Annotated in this window: 15 protein-coding genes; all 15 read left to right on the forward strand. The window is 33.0% G+C overall.

The features are described 5' to 3' along the window. The first annotated feature begins 68 nt into the window (after positions 1–68). The 15 genes from OL234_RS02410 to OL234_RS02480 all read left to right on the forward strand — a co-directional run bounded on the left by OL234_RS02410 (position 69) and on the right by OL234_RS02480 (position 14885). On the forward strand, positions 69–887 hold the full coding sequence (locus OL234_RS02410; RefSeq protein WP_275469584.1) for an ABC transporter permease: 819 nt from the start codon (positions 69–71) through the stop codon (positions 885–887). Positions 888–1079: 192 nt separating this feature from the next. Then, entirely contained in the window at positions 1080–1487 is a 408-nt protein-coding gene (tagD, locus tag OL234_RS02415) for a glycerol-3-phosphate cytidylyltransferase (protein ID WP_275469585.1), read from the forward strand. A gap of 95 nt (positions 1488–1582) precedes the next feature. After that, positions 1583–2536 carry an NAD-dependent epimerase/dehydratase family protein gene (locus tag OL234_RS02420; protein ID WP_275469586.1) on the forward strand — a complete coding sequence of 318 codons (954 nt, stop codon included), beginning with the start codon at positions 1583–1585 and terminating at the stop codon, positions 2534–2536. 263 nt (positions 2537–2799) lie between these two features. Continuing rightward, positions 2800–3582, forward strand: coding sequence for a YveK family protein (locus tag OL234_RS02425; RefSeq protein ID WP_275469587.1), 783 nt, complete (start codon positions 2800–2802; stop codon positions 3580–3582). 7 nt (positions 3583–3589) lie between these two features. Then, positions 3590–4294, forward strand: coding sequence for a CpsD/CapB family tyrosine-protein kinase (locus tag OL234_RS02430; protein ID WP_275469588.1), 705 nt, complete (start codon positions 3590–3592; stop codon positions 4292–4294). Between the two features lie 13 nt (positions 4295–4307). After that, a complete protein-coding gene (locus OL234_RS02435) occupies positions 4308–5069 on the forward strand; it encodes a tyrosine-protein phosphatase (RefSeq protein ID WP_275469589.1) in 762 nt (253 codons plus the stop codon). Between the two features lie 24 nt (positions 5070–5093). Beyond that, complete coding sequence (locus tag OL234_RS02440; protein WP_275469590.1) at positions 5094–6899, forward strand: polysaccharide biosynthesis protein; 1806 nt, start codon at positions 5094–5096, stop codon at positions 6897–6899. Between the two features lie 5 nt (positions 6900–6904). After that, the gene (locus tag OL234_RS02445; protein WP_275469591.1) at positions 6905–7513 is read left to right on the forward strand and encodes a sugar transferase; all 609 of its coding nucleotides are present in this window, start codon (positions 6905–6907) and stop codon (positions 7511–7513) included. Between the two features lie 2 nt (positions 7514–7515). After that, on the forward strand, positions 7516–8391 hold the full coding sequence (locus tag OL234_RS02450; protein ID WP_275469592.1) for an NAD-dependent epimerase/dehydratase family protein: 876 nt from the start codon (positions 7516–7518) through the stop codon (positions 8389–8391). 3 nt (positions 8392–8394) lie between these two features. After that, positions 8395–9609 carry a glycosyltransferase family 4 protein gene (locus OL234_RS02455; protein WP_275469593.1) on the forward strand — a complete coding sequence of 405 codons (1215 nt, stop codon included), beginning with the start codon at positions 8395–8397 and terminating at the stop codon, positions 9607–9609. Between the two features lie 15 nt (positions 9610–9624). Further along, positions 9625–10644: a nucleoside-diphosphate sugar epimerase/dehydratase gene (locus tag OL234_RS02460; protein ID WP_275470098.1), complete on the forward strand. Its 1020-nt coding sequence runs from the start codon at positions 9625–9627 to the stop codon at positions 10642–10644. Beyond that, a complete protein-coding gene (locus OL234_RS02465) occupies positions 10644–11753 on the forward strand; it encodes a capsular polysaccharide biosynthesis protein CapF (protein ID WP_275469594.1) in 1110 nt (369 codons plus the stop codon). Before OL234_RS02460 ends, OL234_RS02465 begins: the two co-directional genes overlap by 1 nt. 3 nt (positions 11754–11756) lie before the next feature. Beyond that, positions 11757–12575 carry a LicD family protein gene (locus OL234_RS02470; protein WP_275469595.1) on the forward strand — a complete coding sequence of 273 codons (819 nt, stop codon included), beginning with the start codon at positions 11757–11759 and terminating at the stop codon, positions 12573–12575. A 17-nt stretch (positions 12576–12592) separates the two neighbouring features. Further along, positions 12593–13717: a non-hydrolyzing UDP-N-acetylglucosamine 2-epimerase gene (gene wecB / locus OL234_RS02475; protein WP_275469596.1), complete on the forward strand. Its 1125-nt coding sequence runs from the start codon at positions 12593–12595 to the stop codon at positions 13715–13717. A gap of 1 nt (position 13718) precedes the next feature. Next, positions 13719–14885: a glycosyltransferase gene (locus OL234_RS02480; RefSeq protein WP_275469597.1), complete on the forward strand. Its 1167-nt coding sequence runs from the start codon at positions 13719–13721 to the stop codon at positions 14883–14885. The last annotated feature ends 24 nt before the right edge of the window (positions 14886–14909 follow it).

Raw genomic sequence — 14909 nt, forward strand, 5'->3', positions numbered from 1 at the left:
TTAGCCACTCGTGTGATGAGCGACTACAGGCTAGTATGCTGAGTGTCGTTATAAAGGAGTAAGAAAAGATGAATGATGTAAAGTTAGTGTTACAAGAGCAACTGAATAATCTAGGGATTATTCGTCGTATTTCAAAATATGAAGAAAAAGCAACGTATCAAAGTCATTATTTAGGACTAGTTTGGCAGTTTTTAAATCCAGCTATTCAAATTGGCATTTATTATTTAGTATTTGGTTTAGGTGTCAATCAAGGGAAGCAAGTAGATGGTGTCCCTTTTATTATCTGGATGTTGATTGGGATTATTGCATGGTTCTTTATTAGTAGTTCGATATTAGGCTGTTCAAACAGTATTTATCGACAAGTCGGCATGGTCTCCAAAATGAAATTTCCAGTAAGTATCCTGCCCTCAGTTAATATTACGAGTAATTTTGTTAGTTATCGTGCCATGATGGCACTGTTAATTGTGGCGATGTTCTTCGGTGGTGTCACACCAAGTCTTTATTGGTTACAGTATTTTTATTATTTTCTGTGTATGATCGCCTTCCTTTTTGCTTTTGGGATTTTGAATGCAACGATTACCGTTTTGGTTCGTGATTATCACATTATGTTACAATCAATTTTACGTCTCTTATTTTACGTTTCTGGGCCCATCTGGAATATGAAAACAATGGCACAGTTTCAAGGGAAAGATACTATTGTGCGTATCTTAGAACTCAATCCAATTTATTATATTATTGATGGTTTTAGAGATTCCTTTTTATCAAAGGCATGGTTTTGGGAAAAAGGCTCACAAACCTTGTTGTTTTGGTTGATTGTCGGCTTTTTATTGATCGTCGGCTCCCACTTACATATGAAATTTAGAGCCCGTTTTGTTGATTTTATTTAAATAGAAAACGTCTGAGTGCTTTCTCAGATGTTTTTTAGTTTATTATTATTAGATAGAAGTTAAATTCGATTAAAAACAAGGAAGATAAGTTGAAATGTGGCGCCTGTTGCCTTACTATAAAGGAATGAAGATTTACACTCTGTAAATAAAAAATAAAATTGTTTCTAATTAGGAACGAAGTGAGGTAGAAAAATGAGAAAAGTAATAACTTATGGGACCTTTGACTTGCTACATAAAGGTCATGTCAACATTTTGAGACGTGCTAAAGAACAGGGCGATCATCTAACAGTTGTTTTATCATCTGATGAGTTCAATGCGCTAAAAGGTAAGAAAGCTTATACGTCTTATGAAGATCGCAAATTTATTTTAGAAGCGATTCGCTATGTGGACCAAGTGATCCCTGAGACGACGTGGGAACAAAAAATTTCTGACGTGGTGGATAATGAGATTGATATTTTCGTCATGGGTCATGATTGGGAAGGGAAGTTTGACTTCTTAAAAGAATATTGTGAAGTATTGTATCTACCAAGAACAGAAGGCATCTCAACGACGAAAATCAAAGAAGATTTAAAAGAAGAGTTGAAGTTGGAGAGTAAGTAAATTAAACTATTAATATATCATGGAAAATAGCCTCTTACTTAAGAGGCTATTTTTGGAATAAAAAGTATAGGGTAGTAATAAAAAGGAGAGTATAGATGTCTAAATATTTAATTACCGGTGGGGCGGGCTTTATAGGATCGACTTTAGCTAACCACCTAAGTTCTGACCATGAAGTAATGGTTATTGATGATTTATCTATGGGAGATGTTAGTAATTTAGTAGATAGAGTTAATTTAACTTTTGTCGAGGCAGATGTTACAAATAAAGAATTGATGAGTGAGGTACTTGAAAATAATGAATTTGATTATATTTATCACTTAGCAGCGATTGCGAGTGTGGCGGATTCAGTTGAGCGTCCTATTGAGACACATCAAATTAATTTTGAAAGTGTATTACTTTTATTAGAACTAATCAAAAGTAAACAGCCTGATTTAAAAAGATTAGTCTTTTCGTCATCAGCAGCAGTTTACGGCGATGAACCAACCCTGCCGAAGGAAGAAGAGTCTGTTATTCGTCCCTTAACAGCCTATGCTATTGATAAGTTTGCAGCAGAAAAATACGTACTGGCATATAGTCATTTGTATAACGTTCCGACTAGTGCGGTAAGATTTTTCAATGTCTATGGACCAAATCAAAATCCTAGTTCACCCTATTCAGGAGTTATTTCAATTTTAGTAGATCGATTAGAGCGGCACTTGCGAGGTGAAGAGGTTGATTTTACAGTCTTTGGTGATGGATCTCAATCACGTGATTTTGTCTATGTTAAAGATGTTATAGCAGCCTTACTTCTTGTCGGTGAGTCAAAGAAATCATTAGGAGAAGTATACAACGTAGGGACAGGGCAAGCCACTTCGTTAAATCGTTTGATTGAATTGGCTAAAACTAATGTTAAGTCAGAGCTTCCAATAAATTATCAAGAGGGACGCCAAGGTGATATCCCTCATTCTTATGCTAATATTTCAAAATTAAAAGCTTTGGGTTTTAGTGGTCACTATACAATCGAAGAAGGCCTGGAAGAATATCTTAAAAATATGTTTAATCAACCCTAAAAATAGTAATTAAAAGTAAAGCAGTTTTGCCATTACATAGGTAAGACTGCTTTTTTATTTTTCTAGTTAAAATATAATACATTTTCCCATGTAGCTTATTTATTGTTAAAAAGTAAAATAAGAATGATTCTAAATAGAAAAACAGATTTTATATTGTAATAAGATAAAAATATTATATAATAGAAAGAGTTATTAGAATGTCAAGTTCTAAAAATTCGCTTAAATAGAAAAAATAGAGAATATTAAGATAGTGGAGGAGTAAGATGGAAGAAACAATTAGTTTACAGGAAATTTTTAATATTTTAAAGAAACGCTTAGTTTTGATATTAAGTAGTATGTTTGTTGGGATTGGGATTGCAGCGATCTTAACTTTCTTAATCATTACGCCAAAATATGCAAGTAATACGCAGTTAATCGTAAAGATGCCCAAAACCGAAGAAGGTAGTGCAAATGCCGCGGATGTAAATGCGACGTTGATGATGATCAATACGTACAAAGATATTATCAAATCAAGTGTTGTGGTTGAAAAGGCTCATGAGCGTTTAGTAGAAAAAAATCAGTTTACAGGTGAAGCTAACCAAATTCAAAGCATGTTAACTGTTAGTCAAGAACAAAATTCACAAATGTTTACGATTAAAGCGATTGGGACTAGTCCTAAAGAAGCCCAAGCAGTAGCTGGGACAGTGGCGGAAGTCTTCCAAGAGAAAGCGAAAGAAATCATTGATGTTGATAAGATTTCTATTATTGCCAAAGCGTCGCTAAATGAAAAACCAGTCTCACCTAATAATAAATTAAACTTAATTATTGGAGCCATTTTAGGGATAGTTGTTGGATTAGGTTTTAGTTTACTAGCTGAGTTACTAGATAAGACAGTCAAAGATGACAGCTTTATACGCGACACTTTAGGATTTCCAATCTTAGGCTCAGTACCACAAATGAGTGAAAAAGATCTGACACAAGCAATGGGAAGTCAAGGAGTAGTTCAAAATATAGATGAGTCAAGTATGACAACAAATAGTCGTCGTAGTCGCTCAGCAGAAAGGTAGGGAGCAGATGTTTAAAAAGAAAAATGAACTTAAAAATATAATGCCTAAAGGCGTTAGCTTAATTACTTTGAAAAATAAAAATTCACCAGTGTCCGAACAATATCGGACGATCAGAACCAATATCCAGTTTGCGATGGCTGAGAGTTCACTTAAAACAATAGTCGTGACATCGTCAGGTCCTAGCGAAGGAAAATCAACAACCTCAGCCAATTTAGCGGTGGTCTTTGCTAACTCTGGCTTACGTGTTTTATTGGTAGATGCAGACTTACGAAAACCGACTGTTGCGAAGACTTTTAATCTGAAAAATGAGCGTGGGTTGAGTAATTTATTAGGGATGCATGAAATAGCAGTAACGGACGTTGCGCAACAAACCTTAGTTGAAAATCTAATGGTTTTACCAAGTGGACCGAAACCTTCTAATCCATCGGAAATGTTAAGTTCACCCAAAATGAACCATGTGATTAGCCAAATGGAGCAGTATTTTGATTTGGTTATTTTTGACATGCCACCGGTAGTCGCGGTAACGGATGCCCAAATCATGTCAGCTAAAGTTGATGGCACGATTTTAGTCGTTCGTGAGGGTATTTCGAATAAAAATGCTTTATTAAAAGCGAAGCATTTATTGGAAATGGTGGATGCTAATATCCTAGGAGCAGTTTACAACGGATCACAACAAAGTGCCGATCAAGGTTATTATTACTACGGAAGTTAGAAAGGAGACTATTATGATTGATTTACATTGCCATCTCTTACCAGGAGTAGATGATGGTGCGCAAACAATTGATGACTCACTAGCTTTGGCTAAAAAGGCAGTTTCTCAAGGTATTAGCCACATTCTTTGCACTCCTCATCACAATAATCATCGCTATGACAATCCCAGTGCTAAAGTAATCTCAGCAGTAGCTGAGTTACAAGCAGTCTTGGATCAAGAGAATATTCCTCTGACTGTTTACGAAGGTCAAGAAGTTCATCTGACAGGTGAATTACTAGAAGACTTTGATGCGGGAAATTTATTATGTGCTGACTTATCAAATCGTTATCTATTGGTTGAGTTTCCTAGTCAAGATGTCCCTGCCTATACAGAAATGGTCTTCTTGGGCCTTCTCACAAGAAAGGTTACCCCGATTATCGTTCATCCGGAACGTAATCGGGTTTTTATGGAGGAACCGAATAAATTATTACCATTTCTAGAGATGGGCTGTCTGACACAATTAACTGCCCCAAGCTATGTAGGAGTCTTTGGTAAAAAAATCCAAAAAGTGGCGAAGCAGATGGTGAAGCATAATTTAGTTCAGATGGTCGCAAGTGATGCTCATAATTTAAAAACACGGACTTTTTATTTAAAAGAAGCCTATGAGCAGATTGAAAAAGATTTTGGAAAAGAAAAGTTAGAAGCATTAAAAAAAGTGACACGGCACGTCATCAATGGGGATGAGGCCGTCGTCGCTGAACCAAGGGAAGTAAAAAAAAGTTTTTTAGGGTTGTAGTAGTTGGAAAGGGAGTTTGGGTAAGTGTCTAGAAAAGTAAAAATCAGTATTTTGATCAGTGTCGATCTATTTTTAATAAGTGTTGCCAATATTTTTTCGTATTTGTTTTTAATCCCTTTTGTAGGGGTGACAGATCACTTAATGTTTAAAACCTTAGGGATACAAATTATTTTGTATTTGATTTTAGGGTTTATGTTTAATATTTTTACACGAGTCAATCGTTATACTAATTTAAATGAAATTGTTTCAATATTAGCTGCAACAACGTTGGCTTATTTAATAGAAGCGATAGTTTTTTTTATACGTGGGATTAGTCATAGTCAACGTTATTTATTATTAACTTATTTATTGACGACCTTTTTTATTATTGCTAGTCGCATTAGTTGGAAAGTATTCATCGAACATCGCAATAAACGAGTGGAGCCAAAGTATCCATGTAAACCAACGCTAGTAATTGGAGCAGGTGCTGGTGGAGCAGTCCTGATTTCAACCTTAGAGCGTCAAAATTCAAAATTTAATATTATGGGATTGATTGATGATGATCCTAATAAAGCGAATACAGTGTTCTGTGGGAAGAAAGTTAGAGGAACAACAAAAAACTTACAAGAAATTGTCCAAAAATATGATGTTGAACAAGTTATTATTGCTATCCCGTCTTTGAAAGCCAAAGGGTTTGAAAGAATTTTAAAAGAATTAGATCAAACAAATGTAAAGGTCAGCTCAATGCCTTCGATCGAAGAAATAGTCAATGGTGATGTTAGTGTGACCAAATTACGTGAAATTGATGTGGTTGATTTATTAGGGCGAGAAGAAGTGAAGTTAGATACAGAAGTCCTAGCAACACAACTAACCAATCAAACGATTATGGTCACAGGAGCTGGCGGTTCGATTGGTTCAGAGATTTGTCGCCAGGTAATGCGCTTTACCCCTAAAAAAATTATTTTAGTCGGTCATGGTGAAAATTCGATTTATTTAATTGATAAGGAATTACGCCAAACATTTAAAGAGAAACAAACAGAAATTGTCCCAGTGATTGCCGATATCCAAGATCGTGAGCGCATTTTTGATGTAGTTAAAACTCACCAACCAGCGATTATCTATCACGCAGCGGCTCATAAACATGTGCCAATGATGGAGTATAATCCAACGGAAGCTGTAAAAAATAATGTCTATGGAACTAAAAATGTAGCGGAAGCGGCTAAGGCTAATCATGTTACTTCCTTTGTGATGGTGTCAACGGATAAAGCGAATAATCCTCCAAATGTAATGGGATCAACAAAACGGATTGCTGAAATGATTGTGACAGGTTTAAATGAAGCAGGTGGCACAAAATTTTCAGCAGTTCGTTTTGGAAATGTTTTAGGAAGCCGAGGGAGTGTCGTACCACTTTTTAAAGAGCAATTATCTAAAGGTGGTCCTCTAACAGTAACCGATATGCGGATGACGCGTTACTTTATGACGATCCCTGAGGCAAGTCGGTTAGTCTTACAATCAGGAGCGTTAGCTAAAGGTGGCGAAGTGTTCGTTTTAGATATGGGTGACCCTGTTAAGATTAGTCATTTGGCAGAGCAAGTCATCAAGTTGAGTGGCATGTCGACGGATGAAATTAAAATTGTTGAAACCGGTATTCGACCAGGTGAAAAACTGTATGAAGAGTTATTGGTAGATAAAGAATTAGCACCAGAGCAAATCTATGACAAAATTTTCGTAGGAAATGTGACTGGTTTCCCAGTTGAAGAGGTCTTGGATTTTGTTGAAACATTACCAGAAGAAGAAGACGCCTTAGCTAAAGAGCTTGTTAGCTATGCGAATCAATCAAGTAAAGGATAGAGGCTATGTACGATAGAGGTATAAAGAGAAGTATTGATTTCATCCTTGCGTTAGTAGGATTAATTATTTTGTCCCCCATTTTTTTGATTATTATTTTAGCGATAAAGTTAGATACACCAGGACCTGTGATTTTCATGCAAAAAAGGGTTGGACTAAATAAAAGTCATTTCAATATTTATAAGTTTCGAACAATGCGTATTGATACACCAAAAGAGATGCCAACTCATTTATTAGATAATCCAGATTATTTTATTACTAAGGTAGGAGCATTTCTAAGAAAAACTAGTTTGGACGAAATTCCCCAAATTATTAATATTTTAAAAGGTGAAATGGCAATTATTGGTCCACGACCAGCTTTGTGGAATCAGTATGATTTAATAGCTGAGCGAGATAAGTATGGTGCCAATAACATCAGACCAGGACTAACTGGTTGGGCACAAATTAATGGTCGTGATGAGTTAGAAATCCCTTTAAAAGCTAAACTTGACGGTGAGTATGTCACAAAAGAAAGCTTTTTGATGGATGTTAAGTGCTTCTTAGGTACAATTATTTCAGTTTTTAAATCCGAAGGTGTTGTAGAAGGTAAGTCTGAAAAAAGTAAAGAAGGTCATTAACGATGAAAAAAATTTTAATTACGGGTGAAAATAGTTATATCGGAATGGCCTTGGTAAAGTGGCTAGAAGACTATCCTAAAAAATTTGATGTTACTTCTATTAGTGTCAAGGGAAGTGAGTGGCAAAAGAAAGATTTTTCGAAATACGATACTATCATCCATGTAGCGGGTTTAGCCCATAAGAAGGAAACTGAAGATAATAAGTTTTTATATGATGAAGTAAATCATCAATTAGTTCGCCATGTCAGTGATAAAGCTGAATCGGAAGGTGTTAAGCACTTTGTATTTTTAAGTTCTATGAGTGTTTATGGTGATGTGAGGGGGAAAGTTGATGAGACGACTCCGTTATCACCAAATACCTACTATGGAAAATCAAAACTAAAAGCTGAAAATTATCTTCAAAATATTTGTTCAGATACCATGAAAATTGCAATCATTCGTCCGCCTATGGTTTATGGAAGTGGATGTAAAGGCAACTATGTATCTTTGGCTAAGTTGGCTAGAAAAACGCCAATATTTCCTAATATCACTAATCAACGAAGTATGATTTTTATAGATAATCTATGCTTATATATAGAAATGATTATTGAAAATGTTTTAGAAGGTGTATTTTATCCTCAAAATCTTGAATTAGTTAACACTTCAGACTTAGTAAAACTTATAGCTAGTAATAATAAACATCAAATTTATTTTACTAAACTGAGTAATCCTTTATTGAGGTTTTTATTAAATAGACAAACTGTTATTTCCAAAGTTTTTGGTTCACTGTATTATGATCCAAAAATGAGTCTTTTAAAAGTAGAGGAACTAGATACAGAGCTTGTGAAAAGAATGAAATTTTTTACAGAAACGGTATTGTTGACAGAGGAGAAGATATAATTTATGAAAAAAGATGTTTTGTTTTTATGCCAATATTTTTATCCTGAATATATTTCCTCTGCTACTTTACCTAGAGACGTAGCATTATCTTTAAAAAAATCAGGAATGAGTGTTGATGTTTTAACAGGTTTCCCATATGAGTATAATGATGGAGAAAAAGTTGAGAAAAAAGAAAGCTATAAAGGAATTAATATTCAACGAGTAAAGTACTTAAAATTAAAGAGAAGTAATTTTATTGGTCGTTTAGTCAATTTTTTCTCTTTTTTTTGTTCTATGTCATTTAAACTTTTAAAATTAAGGCATTATAAAATTATAATTGTTTATTCTAATCCACCTATTTTGCCGTTATTGGCTATTTGGGCTAATAAATTATTTAAAACTAAAATTATTTTTGTTGGTTTTGATATTTATCCTGAGATAGCAATTAATACACGTTCTTTAAAAAAGAATAGTGTAATAGATAAAGTTATGACATACATTAATAACAAGTTATTTAATTCAGTAGATCGGGTAGTTGCTCTATCAAATGATATGAAGGATTTTTTGATTAATAATAGAAACATTGAGGAACATAAAATTAAAGTTATACCAAATTGGTATGAAATCGAAAATATGGAGACGATAGTTTATGATTTTCCAACTCTAGATACGTTTATTGAAAATTCAGATTTAGTTGTTTCTTATTTTGGTAATATGGGAATATGTCAAGATATGCAGACCATTTTAGATGCCATGTTACTTTTAAAAAAACAACCACGTATTAAATTTTTATTAGCAGGTCACGGTGTGAAAAAAGATGAGATAAAAATATTTATAGAGGAAAATAATTTAAGTAATGCTGTTGTCTTTGATTTTTTACAAGGTCAGGATTACAAATATGCTTTGTCACGTAGTGATTGTTTTGTTGTAAGTTTGGAAGATTCAGTTGAAGGGTTAGCTGTTCCAAGTAAAACATACAGCTATATGATGGCTGGGAAAACCATTGTAAGTATCATGAATGATGAGACAGATATAGCTAAAGAAGTGGTGGGTAATAATCTAGGGGTACATGTTTCTAATGGCTGTAGTAAAGAATTGGCAGAAAAATTAATGTTTTTAGCTAACAATAATGATTTTCTATTGGAAAGTGGAAAAAATGCAAGAGAACGATTTTTAAGTAAATATACAACAGAGAAATGTACTAAGCAGTATCTTGAGATGATAGAGGAGATGTTATAAATGGAAAAAGAAAATATGTTTAGTTGTAAAACGTTATTAATTACAGGTGGGACAGGATCTTTTGGTAATGCGGTTATGGAAAGATTTTTAGATACAGATATTAAAGAGATTCGTATTTTTTCTCGTGATGAAAAAAAACAAGACGATATGCGTAAAGTTTATAAAAATGATAAATTAAAATTTTATATAGGTGATGTTCGCGATTTACAAAGTGTGAAAAATGCCATGCATGATGTCGATTATGTTTTCCATGCGGCAGCATTAAAACAAGTTCCATCATGTGAATTTTTCCCATTAGAAGCGGTTAAAACAAATGTGGTTGGAACTGAAAATGTTTTAACTGCAGCAATAGATGAGGGTGTAAAAAAGGTAATTTGTTTATCTACTGATAAAGCTGCTTATCCAATCAATGCAATGGGAATTTCTAAAGCAATGATGGAAAAAGTATTTGTTGCTAAGTCAAGAACAGTTAGTCCTGATAAAACATTAATCTGTGGAACACGTTATGGAAATGTTATGGCATCACGTGGTTCTGTTATTCCATTATTTATTGATCAAATTAAGAATGGTGAACAATTGACCGTAACAGATCCCAATATGACTCGTTTCCTTATGAGTCTAGAGGAAGCGGTGGAGTTAGTAGTCTTTGCTTTCCAAAATGCTGAAGCAGGAGATATTATGGTTCAAAAATCACCAGCTTCAACTATCCGAGATTTGGCACAAGCGTTACAAGAGTTATTTAATTATGATAAAGAAATTAAAGTTATTGGGACGCGTCATGGAGAAAAATTGTATGAAACGTTATTAACAAAAGAAGAATATATCAAAGCAGATGATTTAGAAGGGTTTTATCGTGTGCCGGCCGATAATCGTGATTTGAATTATGATAAATTCTTTAATGATGGTAGCGAGGAGTTAACAGAACAAAATGAATATAACTCACATAACACACACCGTCTTTCAATTGATGAGATTAAAGAAAAATTGATGGAATTAGATTATGTTAGAAGTGAAGTAGAAAGCTGGAATAATTAATGAAAATAATGATTACAGGGGCTAAGGGTTTTATCGGTCAAAATCTAACAGCTGAACTTAGAAATCAAGGGTATCAAGATTTATTTTTAGTAGACCGTGATACTTCTGAAGAGGAGTTAAAAAGGTATGCTCACCAAGCAGAATTTGTTTATCATTTAGCCGGAGTGAATCGTCCAGAAAGAGTGGAAGAATTTACAGAGGGAAATGTTGATTTTTCAGATACATTGTTAGCCTTACTTAGACAATCTGATAATAAAGCACCAATCATTGTCTCATCATCTATTCAAGCAGAGTTAGATAATCCATATGGTAAAAGTAAGCGTGTAGGTGAAGAGCTAGTTTTTAATTATGGTAAAGAAACAGATACGAAAGTTATGGTCTATCGCTTTCCAAATGTTTTTGGTAAGTGGTGTCGTCCAAATTATAATAGTGCCATCGCTACTTTTTGTCACAATATTGCTAATGGCATGCCTATTACAGTCAATGATCCAAATGTTATTTTAAATTTAGTTTATATTGACGATGTAGTTAAAGAATTAATTAGAGCCTTAGATGGTAATGAGTTTAATACTGGAAAATATTGTGAGGTACCTGTTACTTATAAACAAAAATTAGGTTGGGTAGCTGAAACAATTGAATCGTTTAGAGAAAGTCGTCAGAATCGATATGTCCCTCTTATGAGTGATGAGCTGACTAAAAAATTATATAGTACCTATTTGAGTTACTTAGCAACTGATAATTTTTCTTATGAACTAAAAATGAATGTTGATGAAAGAGGATCTTTTACAGAGTTTCTGAAGAGTGAAGATGCTGGTCAAGTATCAGTCAATATTTCAAAGCCAGGTATTACTAAAGGCCAGCATTGGCATCATACAAAAAATGAGAAGTTTTTAGTAGTAAGTGGTGAGGGGATTATTAGATTTAGAAAAGTAAATGATACGCAAGTAGTCGAGTATCCTGTTAGTGCTCAAAAACTTGAAGTCGTTGATATTCCAGTTGGATATACACATAATATTGAAAATACCGGAACAGAAGATATGGTAACTGTTATGTGGGTCAATGAAATATTTGATCCGGAAAATCCAGATACAATATTCTTGGAGGTCTAGAAATTGAGTCAAGGTGAGAAGGTAGTTGAATTAAGAGAGATACAATTAGTTCAGCTTGAAATATTAAAAGAAATAGATACACTTTGTAAAAGAAATAATATTCAATATTTTTTAGTTGGAGGGAGTCTTTTAGGAGCGGTCAGACATGGGGGGTTTATTCCATGGGATGATGATCTAGACATAGGGATGACGAGAGATAACTATATAAAGTTTGTAGCTATTTGTAAAAAAGAGATAGATGATAAATATTTTTTACAAAATGTTGAGACAGATCCAAATTATGGTTTGATTTTTTCTAAAGTCAGAAAAAATAATACGTTATACACCGAGGAATCAGCTCAGTATACTCAGGCAAAAGATGGTGTGTTTATCGATGTTTTTTGTTACTCTGATCTACCTAGTAATAATAGTAATAAATATGAAAAATCTATTTATTTATTGAAGCGATTATTGCTGTTAAAAAAAGATTATATTTTTTGGAATGATAGCAATTTTAAAAAGAAGATTATATATAGGATGTTACTAGCCATCAGTAAATTATGTTCTAGTAAAAAACTAATAAATAAAATAAATAAAATAATCTTTTTTAAAGATGCTAATGCAACTAAAGTTGTCAATTATGGTGGGTCGTATAGTTTTAGAAAAGAATCAATGGATAAAATTGATACCATTAATTTGACTGAAATAGAATTTGAAAATCAATTATTTCCAGTTCCTAAAAATTATAAGAAGATTTTGACGCATGTTTATGGGGATTATCTTAAATTACCACCCGAAGAAAAAAGAAATAATCGACATGGTATTATAAATATAAAACTGTAAGCTTAGGAGAAGATATTATGAAAAAATTAAAAGTAATGACAGTTGTGGGAACGCGTCCCGAAATTATTCGTTTATCAGCAGTAATCAATAAGTTAGAAGCGTCAGAAGCAATTGAACATATTTTAGTTCATACGGGACAAAATTATGATTATGAATTAAATGAAGTGTTTTTTGAAGATTTTAAGTTAAGAAAGCCAGATTATTTCTTAAATGCAGCAGTTGGTACTGCGATTGAGACAGTGGGAAATATTTTAATCAAGATTGATCCTATTTTAGAAGAAGTTAATCCAGATGCCTTTTTAGTATTAGGAGATACAAATAGTTGTCTTTGTGCAATTGCCGCTAAACGTCGTCATATTCCTATTTTTCATATGGAAGCGGGTAATCGTTGTTTTGACCAACGTGTACCTGAAGAAACAAATCGTAAAATCGTAGACCATACTGCGGATATTAACTTAACTTATAGTGATATTGCACGTGAATATTTACTTAGAGAAGGTTTACCAGCTGATCGTATTATTAAAACAGGTAGTCCAATGTTTGAGGTACTTAATTCACGTAAAGAAGACATTGAAAAGTCATCAATTTTAGATAAATTAAATTTAAAAGAAGACAATTATTTTGTAGTATCAGCACACCGTGAAGAAAATATTAGTTCAGAAGATAACTTCCTAAACCTTGTAGATAGCTTAAATCAAGTAGCTGAAAAATATCAAATGCCAGTTATCATTAGTACTCATCCACGTACAATGAAAATGATTGAAGCCAAAGGTGTTAAATTCCATGAGTTAGTTCAAACAATGAAACCAATGGGATTCAACGACTATAATAAATTACAGATTAATTCTAAAGCTGTGTTGAGTGATAGTGGTACAATCAGTGAAGAATCATCTATTTTAGGATTTAGAGCGTTAAATATTCGTCAAGCACATGAAAGACCAGAAGCGATGGAAGAAGCAAGTGTCATGATGACTGGGTTAAGAGCAGAACGAATTTTAGAAGCGCTAGTTATTTTAGAAACGCAAGAGAGAGAGACTTTACGTCAAGTAGCAGATTATTCAATGCCTAATGTTTCTGACAAAATATTACGAATCATTCTTTCTTATACAGATTATATTAATCGCGTGGTTTGGAGTAAATAATATGAAAATTTTAATTGTAAATACTGTATGTGGTGTTGGAAGTACGGGGAGAATTTGTACAGATTTATATGATAGATTGACTAAAAATAAGAACATTAGTTGTTGTATAGCATATGGCAGGGGCTCTGCTGATGAGAAATATAATACATATAAAATAGGTGGAAAAACGAATGTAATATCTCATGTTTTAGAAACAAGATTATTGGATAATCATGGGTTATCTTCACGAAAAGCAACTAAAAATTTTATAGAATTTATTAGAAGTTATAATCCAGATGTTATTCATTTACATAATTTACATGGTTATTATTTAAATGTAAAGATACTCTTCTCATTTTTAAAAGAAAGTGGCATAAAAATAATTTGGACACTCCATGATACGTGGGGCTTTTCAGGTCATAGTGCTACATTAGGAATAAAAAGTAATGGTTTTATAGAATATGATACTGAATTTAAATATGAGGGCAAAGAATACCCCGAAACATACTGTTTTGATAGGAGGCAAAGAAATTTAAAAATGAAACAGTCTATTTTTATAAATGTTCCCAATTTAGTAATTGTAACACCTTCTAAGTGGCTTGAACGTGGGGTTAAGAATTCATTTTTATCTATCTATAATACTCAAGTAATCTATAATGGCATTAATAAAAATCTTTTAAAACCACCTTTAAATAGAAAGGATAATGAACGTATTAGAGTTTTAGGTGTAGCAAATATTTGGGTACCAAGTAAGGGTTTAAATTATTTTAATGAATTAGCAGATTTTGATAATAATAGGACATATGAATTTGTAGTTGTAGGAGATATATTGGATCAAAAAATTAATAAAAATATAAAACATATAAAAAAAGTTGAAAGTCTAAAAATATTATCAGAGTTATATGGTAGTGCCGATGTTTTTTTTAATCCGACCACTAAAGATAATTTTCCGACGACAAATATTGAAGCATTATCATGTGGAACACCCGTACTAACGTTTGATACAGGCGGAAGTCCAGAAGCAATTGATTCAAATACTGGGATGATTATAAACAATTATTCTATAAAAAATATAAGTGATAAAATTATCGAATGTGCTAATCTCGATAGAAGTGAATGTGTGAAAAGGTCTAACAAATTTAGAAGGGAAGAAATGGTAGAACAGTATAGTGAATTATATAATTCTTAAAATAAATTATATGATTTTAGGAGG

Source organism: Vagococcus intermedius, from assembly GCF_029144185.1.
Classification (GTDB): domain Bacteria; phylum Bacillota; class Bacilli; order Lactobacillales; family Vagococcaceae; genus Vagococcus_D; species Vagococcus_D intermedius.

Coding starts and splice junctions, on each gene's coding strand:
- OL234_RS02410 (WP_275469584.1), top strand. CDS start 69: ATGAATGATGTAAAGTTAGTGTTACAAGAGCAACTGAATAATCTAGGG.
- tagD (WP_275469585.1), top strand. CDS start 1,080: ATGAGAAAAGTAATAACTTATGGGACCTTTGACTTGCTACATAAAGGT.
- OL234_RS02420 (WP_275469586.1), top strand. CDS start 1,583: ATGTCTAAATATTTAATTACCGGTGGGGCGGGCTTTATAGGATCGACT.
- OL234_RS02425 (WP_275469587.1), top strand. CDS start 2,800: ATGGAAGAAACAATTAGTTTACAGGAAATTTTTAATATTTTAAAGAAA.
- OL234_RS02430 (WP_275469588.1), top strand. CDS start 3,590: ATGTTTAAAAAGAAAAATGAACTTAAAAATATAATGCCTAAAGGCGTT.
- OL234_RS02435 (WP_275469589.1), top strand. CDS start 4,308: ATGATTGATTTACATTGCCATCTCTTACCAGGAGTAGATGATGGTGCG.
- OL234_RS02445 (WP_275469591.1), top strand. CDS start 6,905: ATGTACGATAGAGGTATAAAGAGAAGTATTGATTTCATCCTTGCGTTA.
- OL234_RS02450 (WP_275469592.1), top strand. CDS start 7,516: ATGAAAAAAATTTTAATTACGGGTGAAAATAGTTATATCGGAATGGCC.
- OL234_RS02455 (WP_275469593.1), top strand. CDS start 8,395: ATGAAAAAAGATGTTTTGTTTTTATGCCAATATTTTTATCCTGAATAT.
- OL234_RS02460 (WP_275470098.1), top strand. CDS start 9,625: ATGTTTAGTTGTAAAACGTTATTAATTACAGGTGGGACAGGATCTTTT.
- OL234_RS02465 (WP_275469594.1), top strand. CDS start 10,644: ATGAAAATAATGATTACAGGGGCTAAGGGTTTTATCGGTCAAAATCTA.
- wecB (WP_275469596.1), top strand. CDS start 12,593: ATGAAAAAATTAAAAGTAATGACAGTTGTGGGAACGCGTCCCGAAATT.
- OL234_RS02480 (WP_275469597.1), top strand. CDS start 13,719: ATGAAAATTTTAATTGTAAATACTGTATGTGGTGTTGGAAGTACGGGG.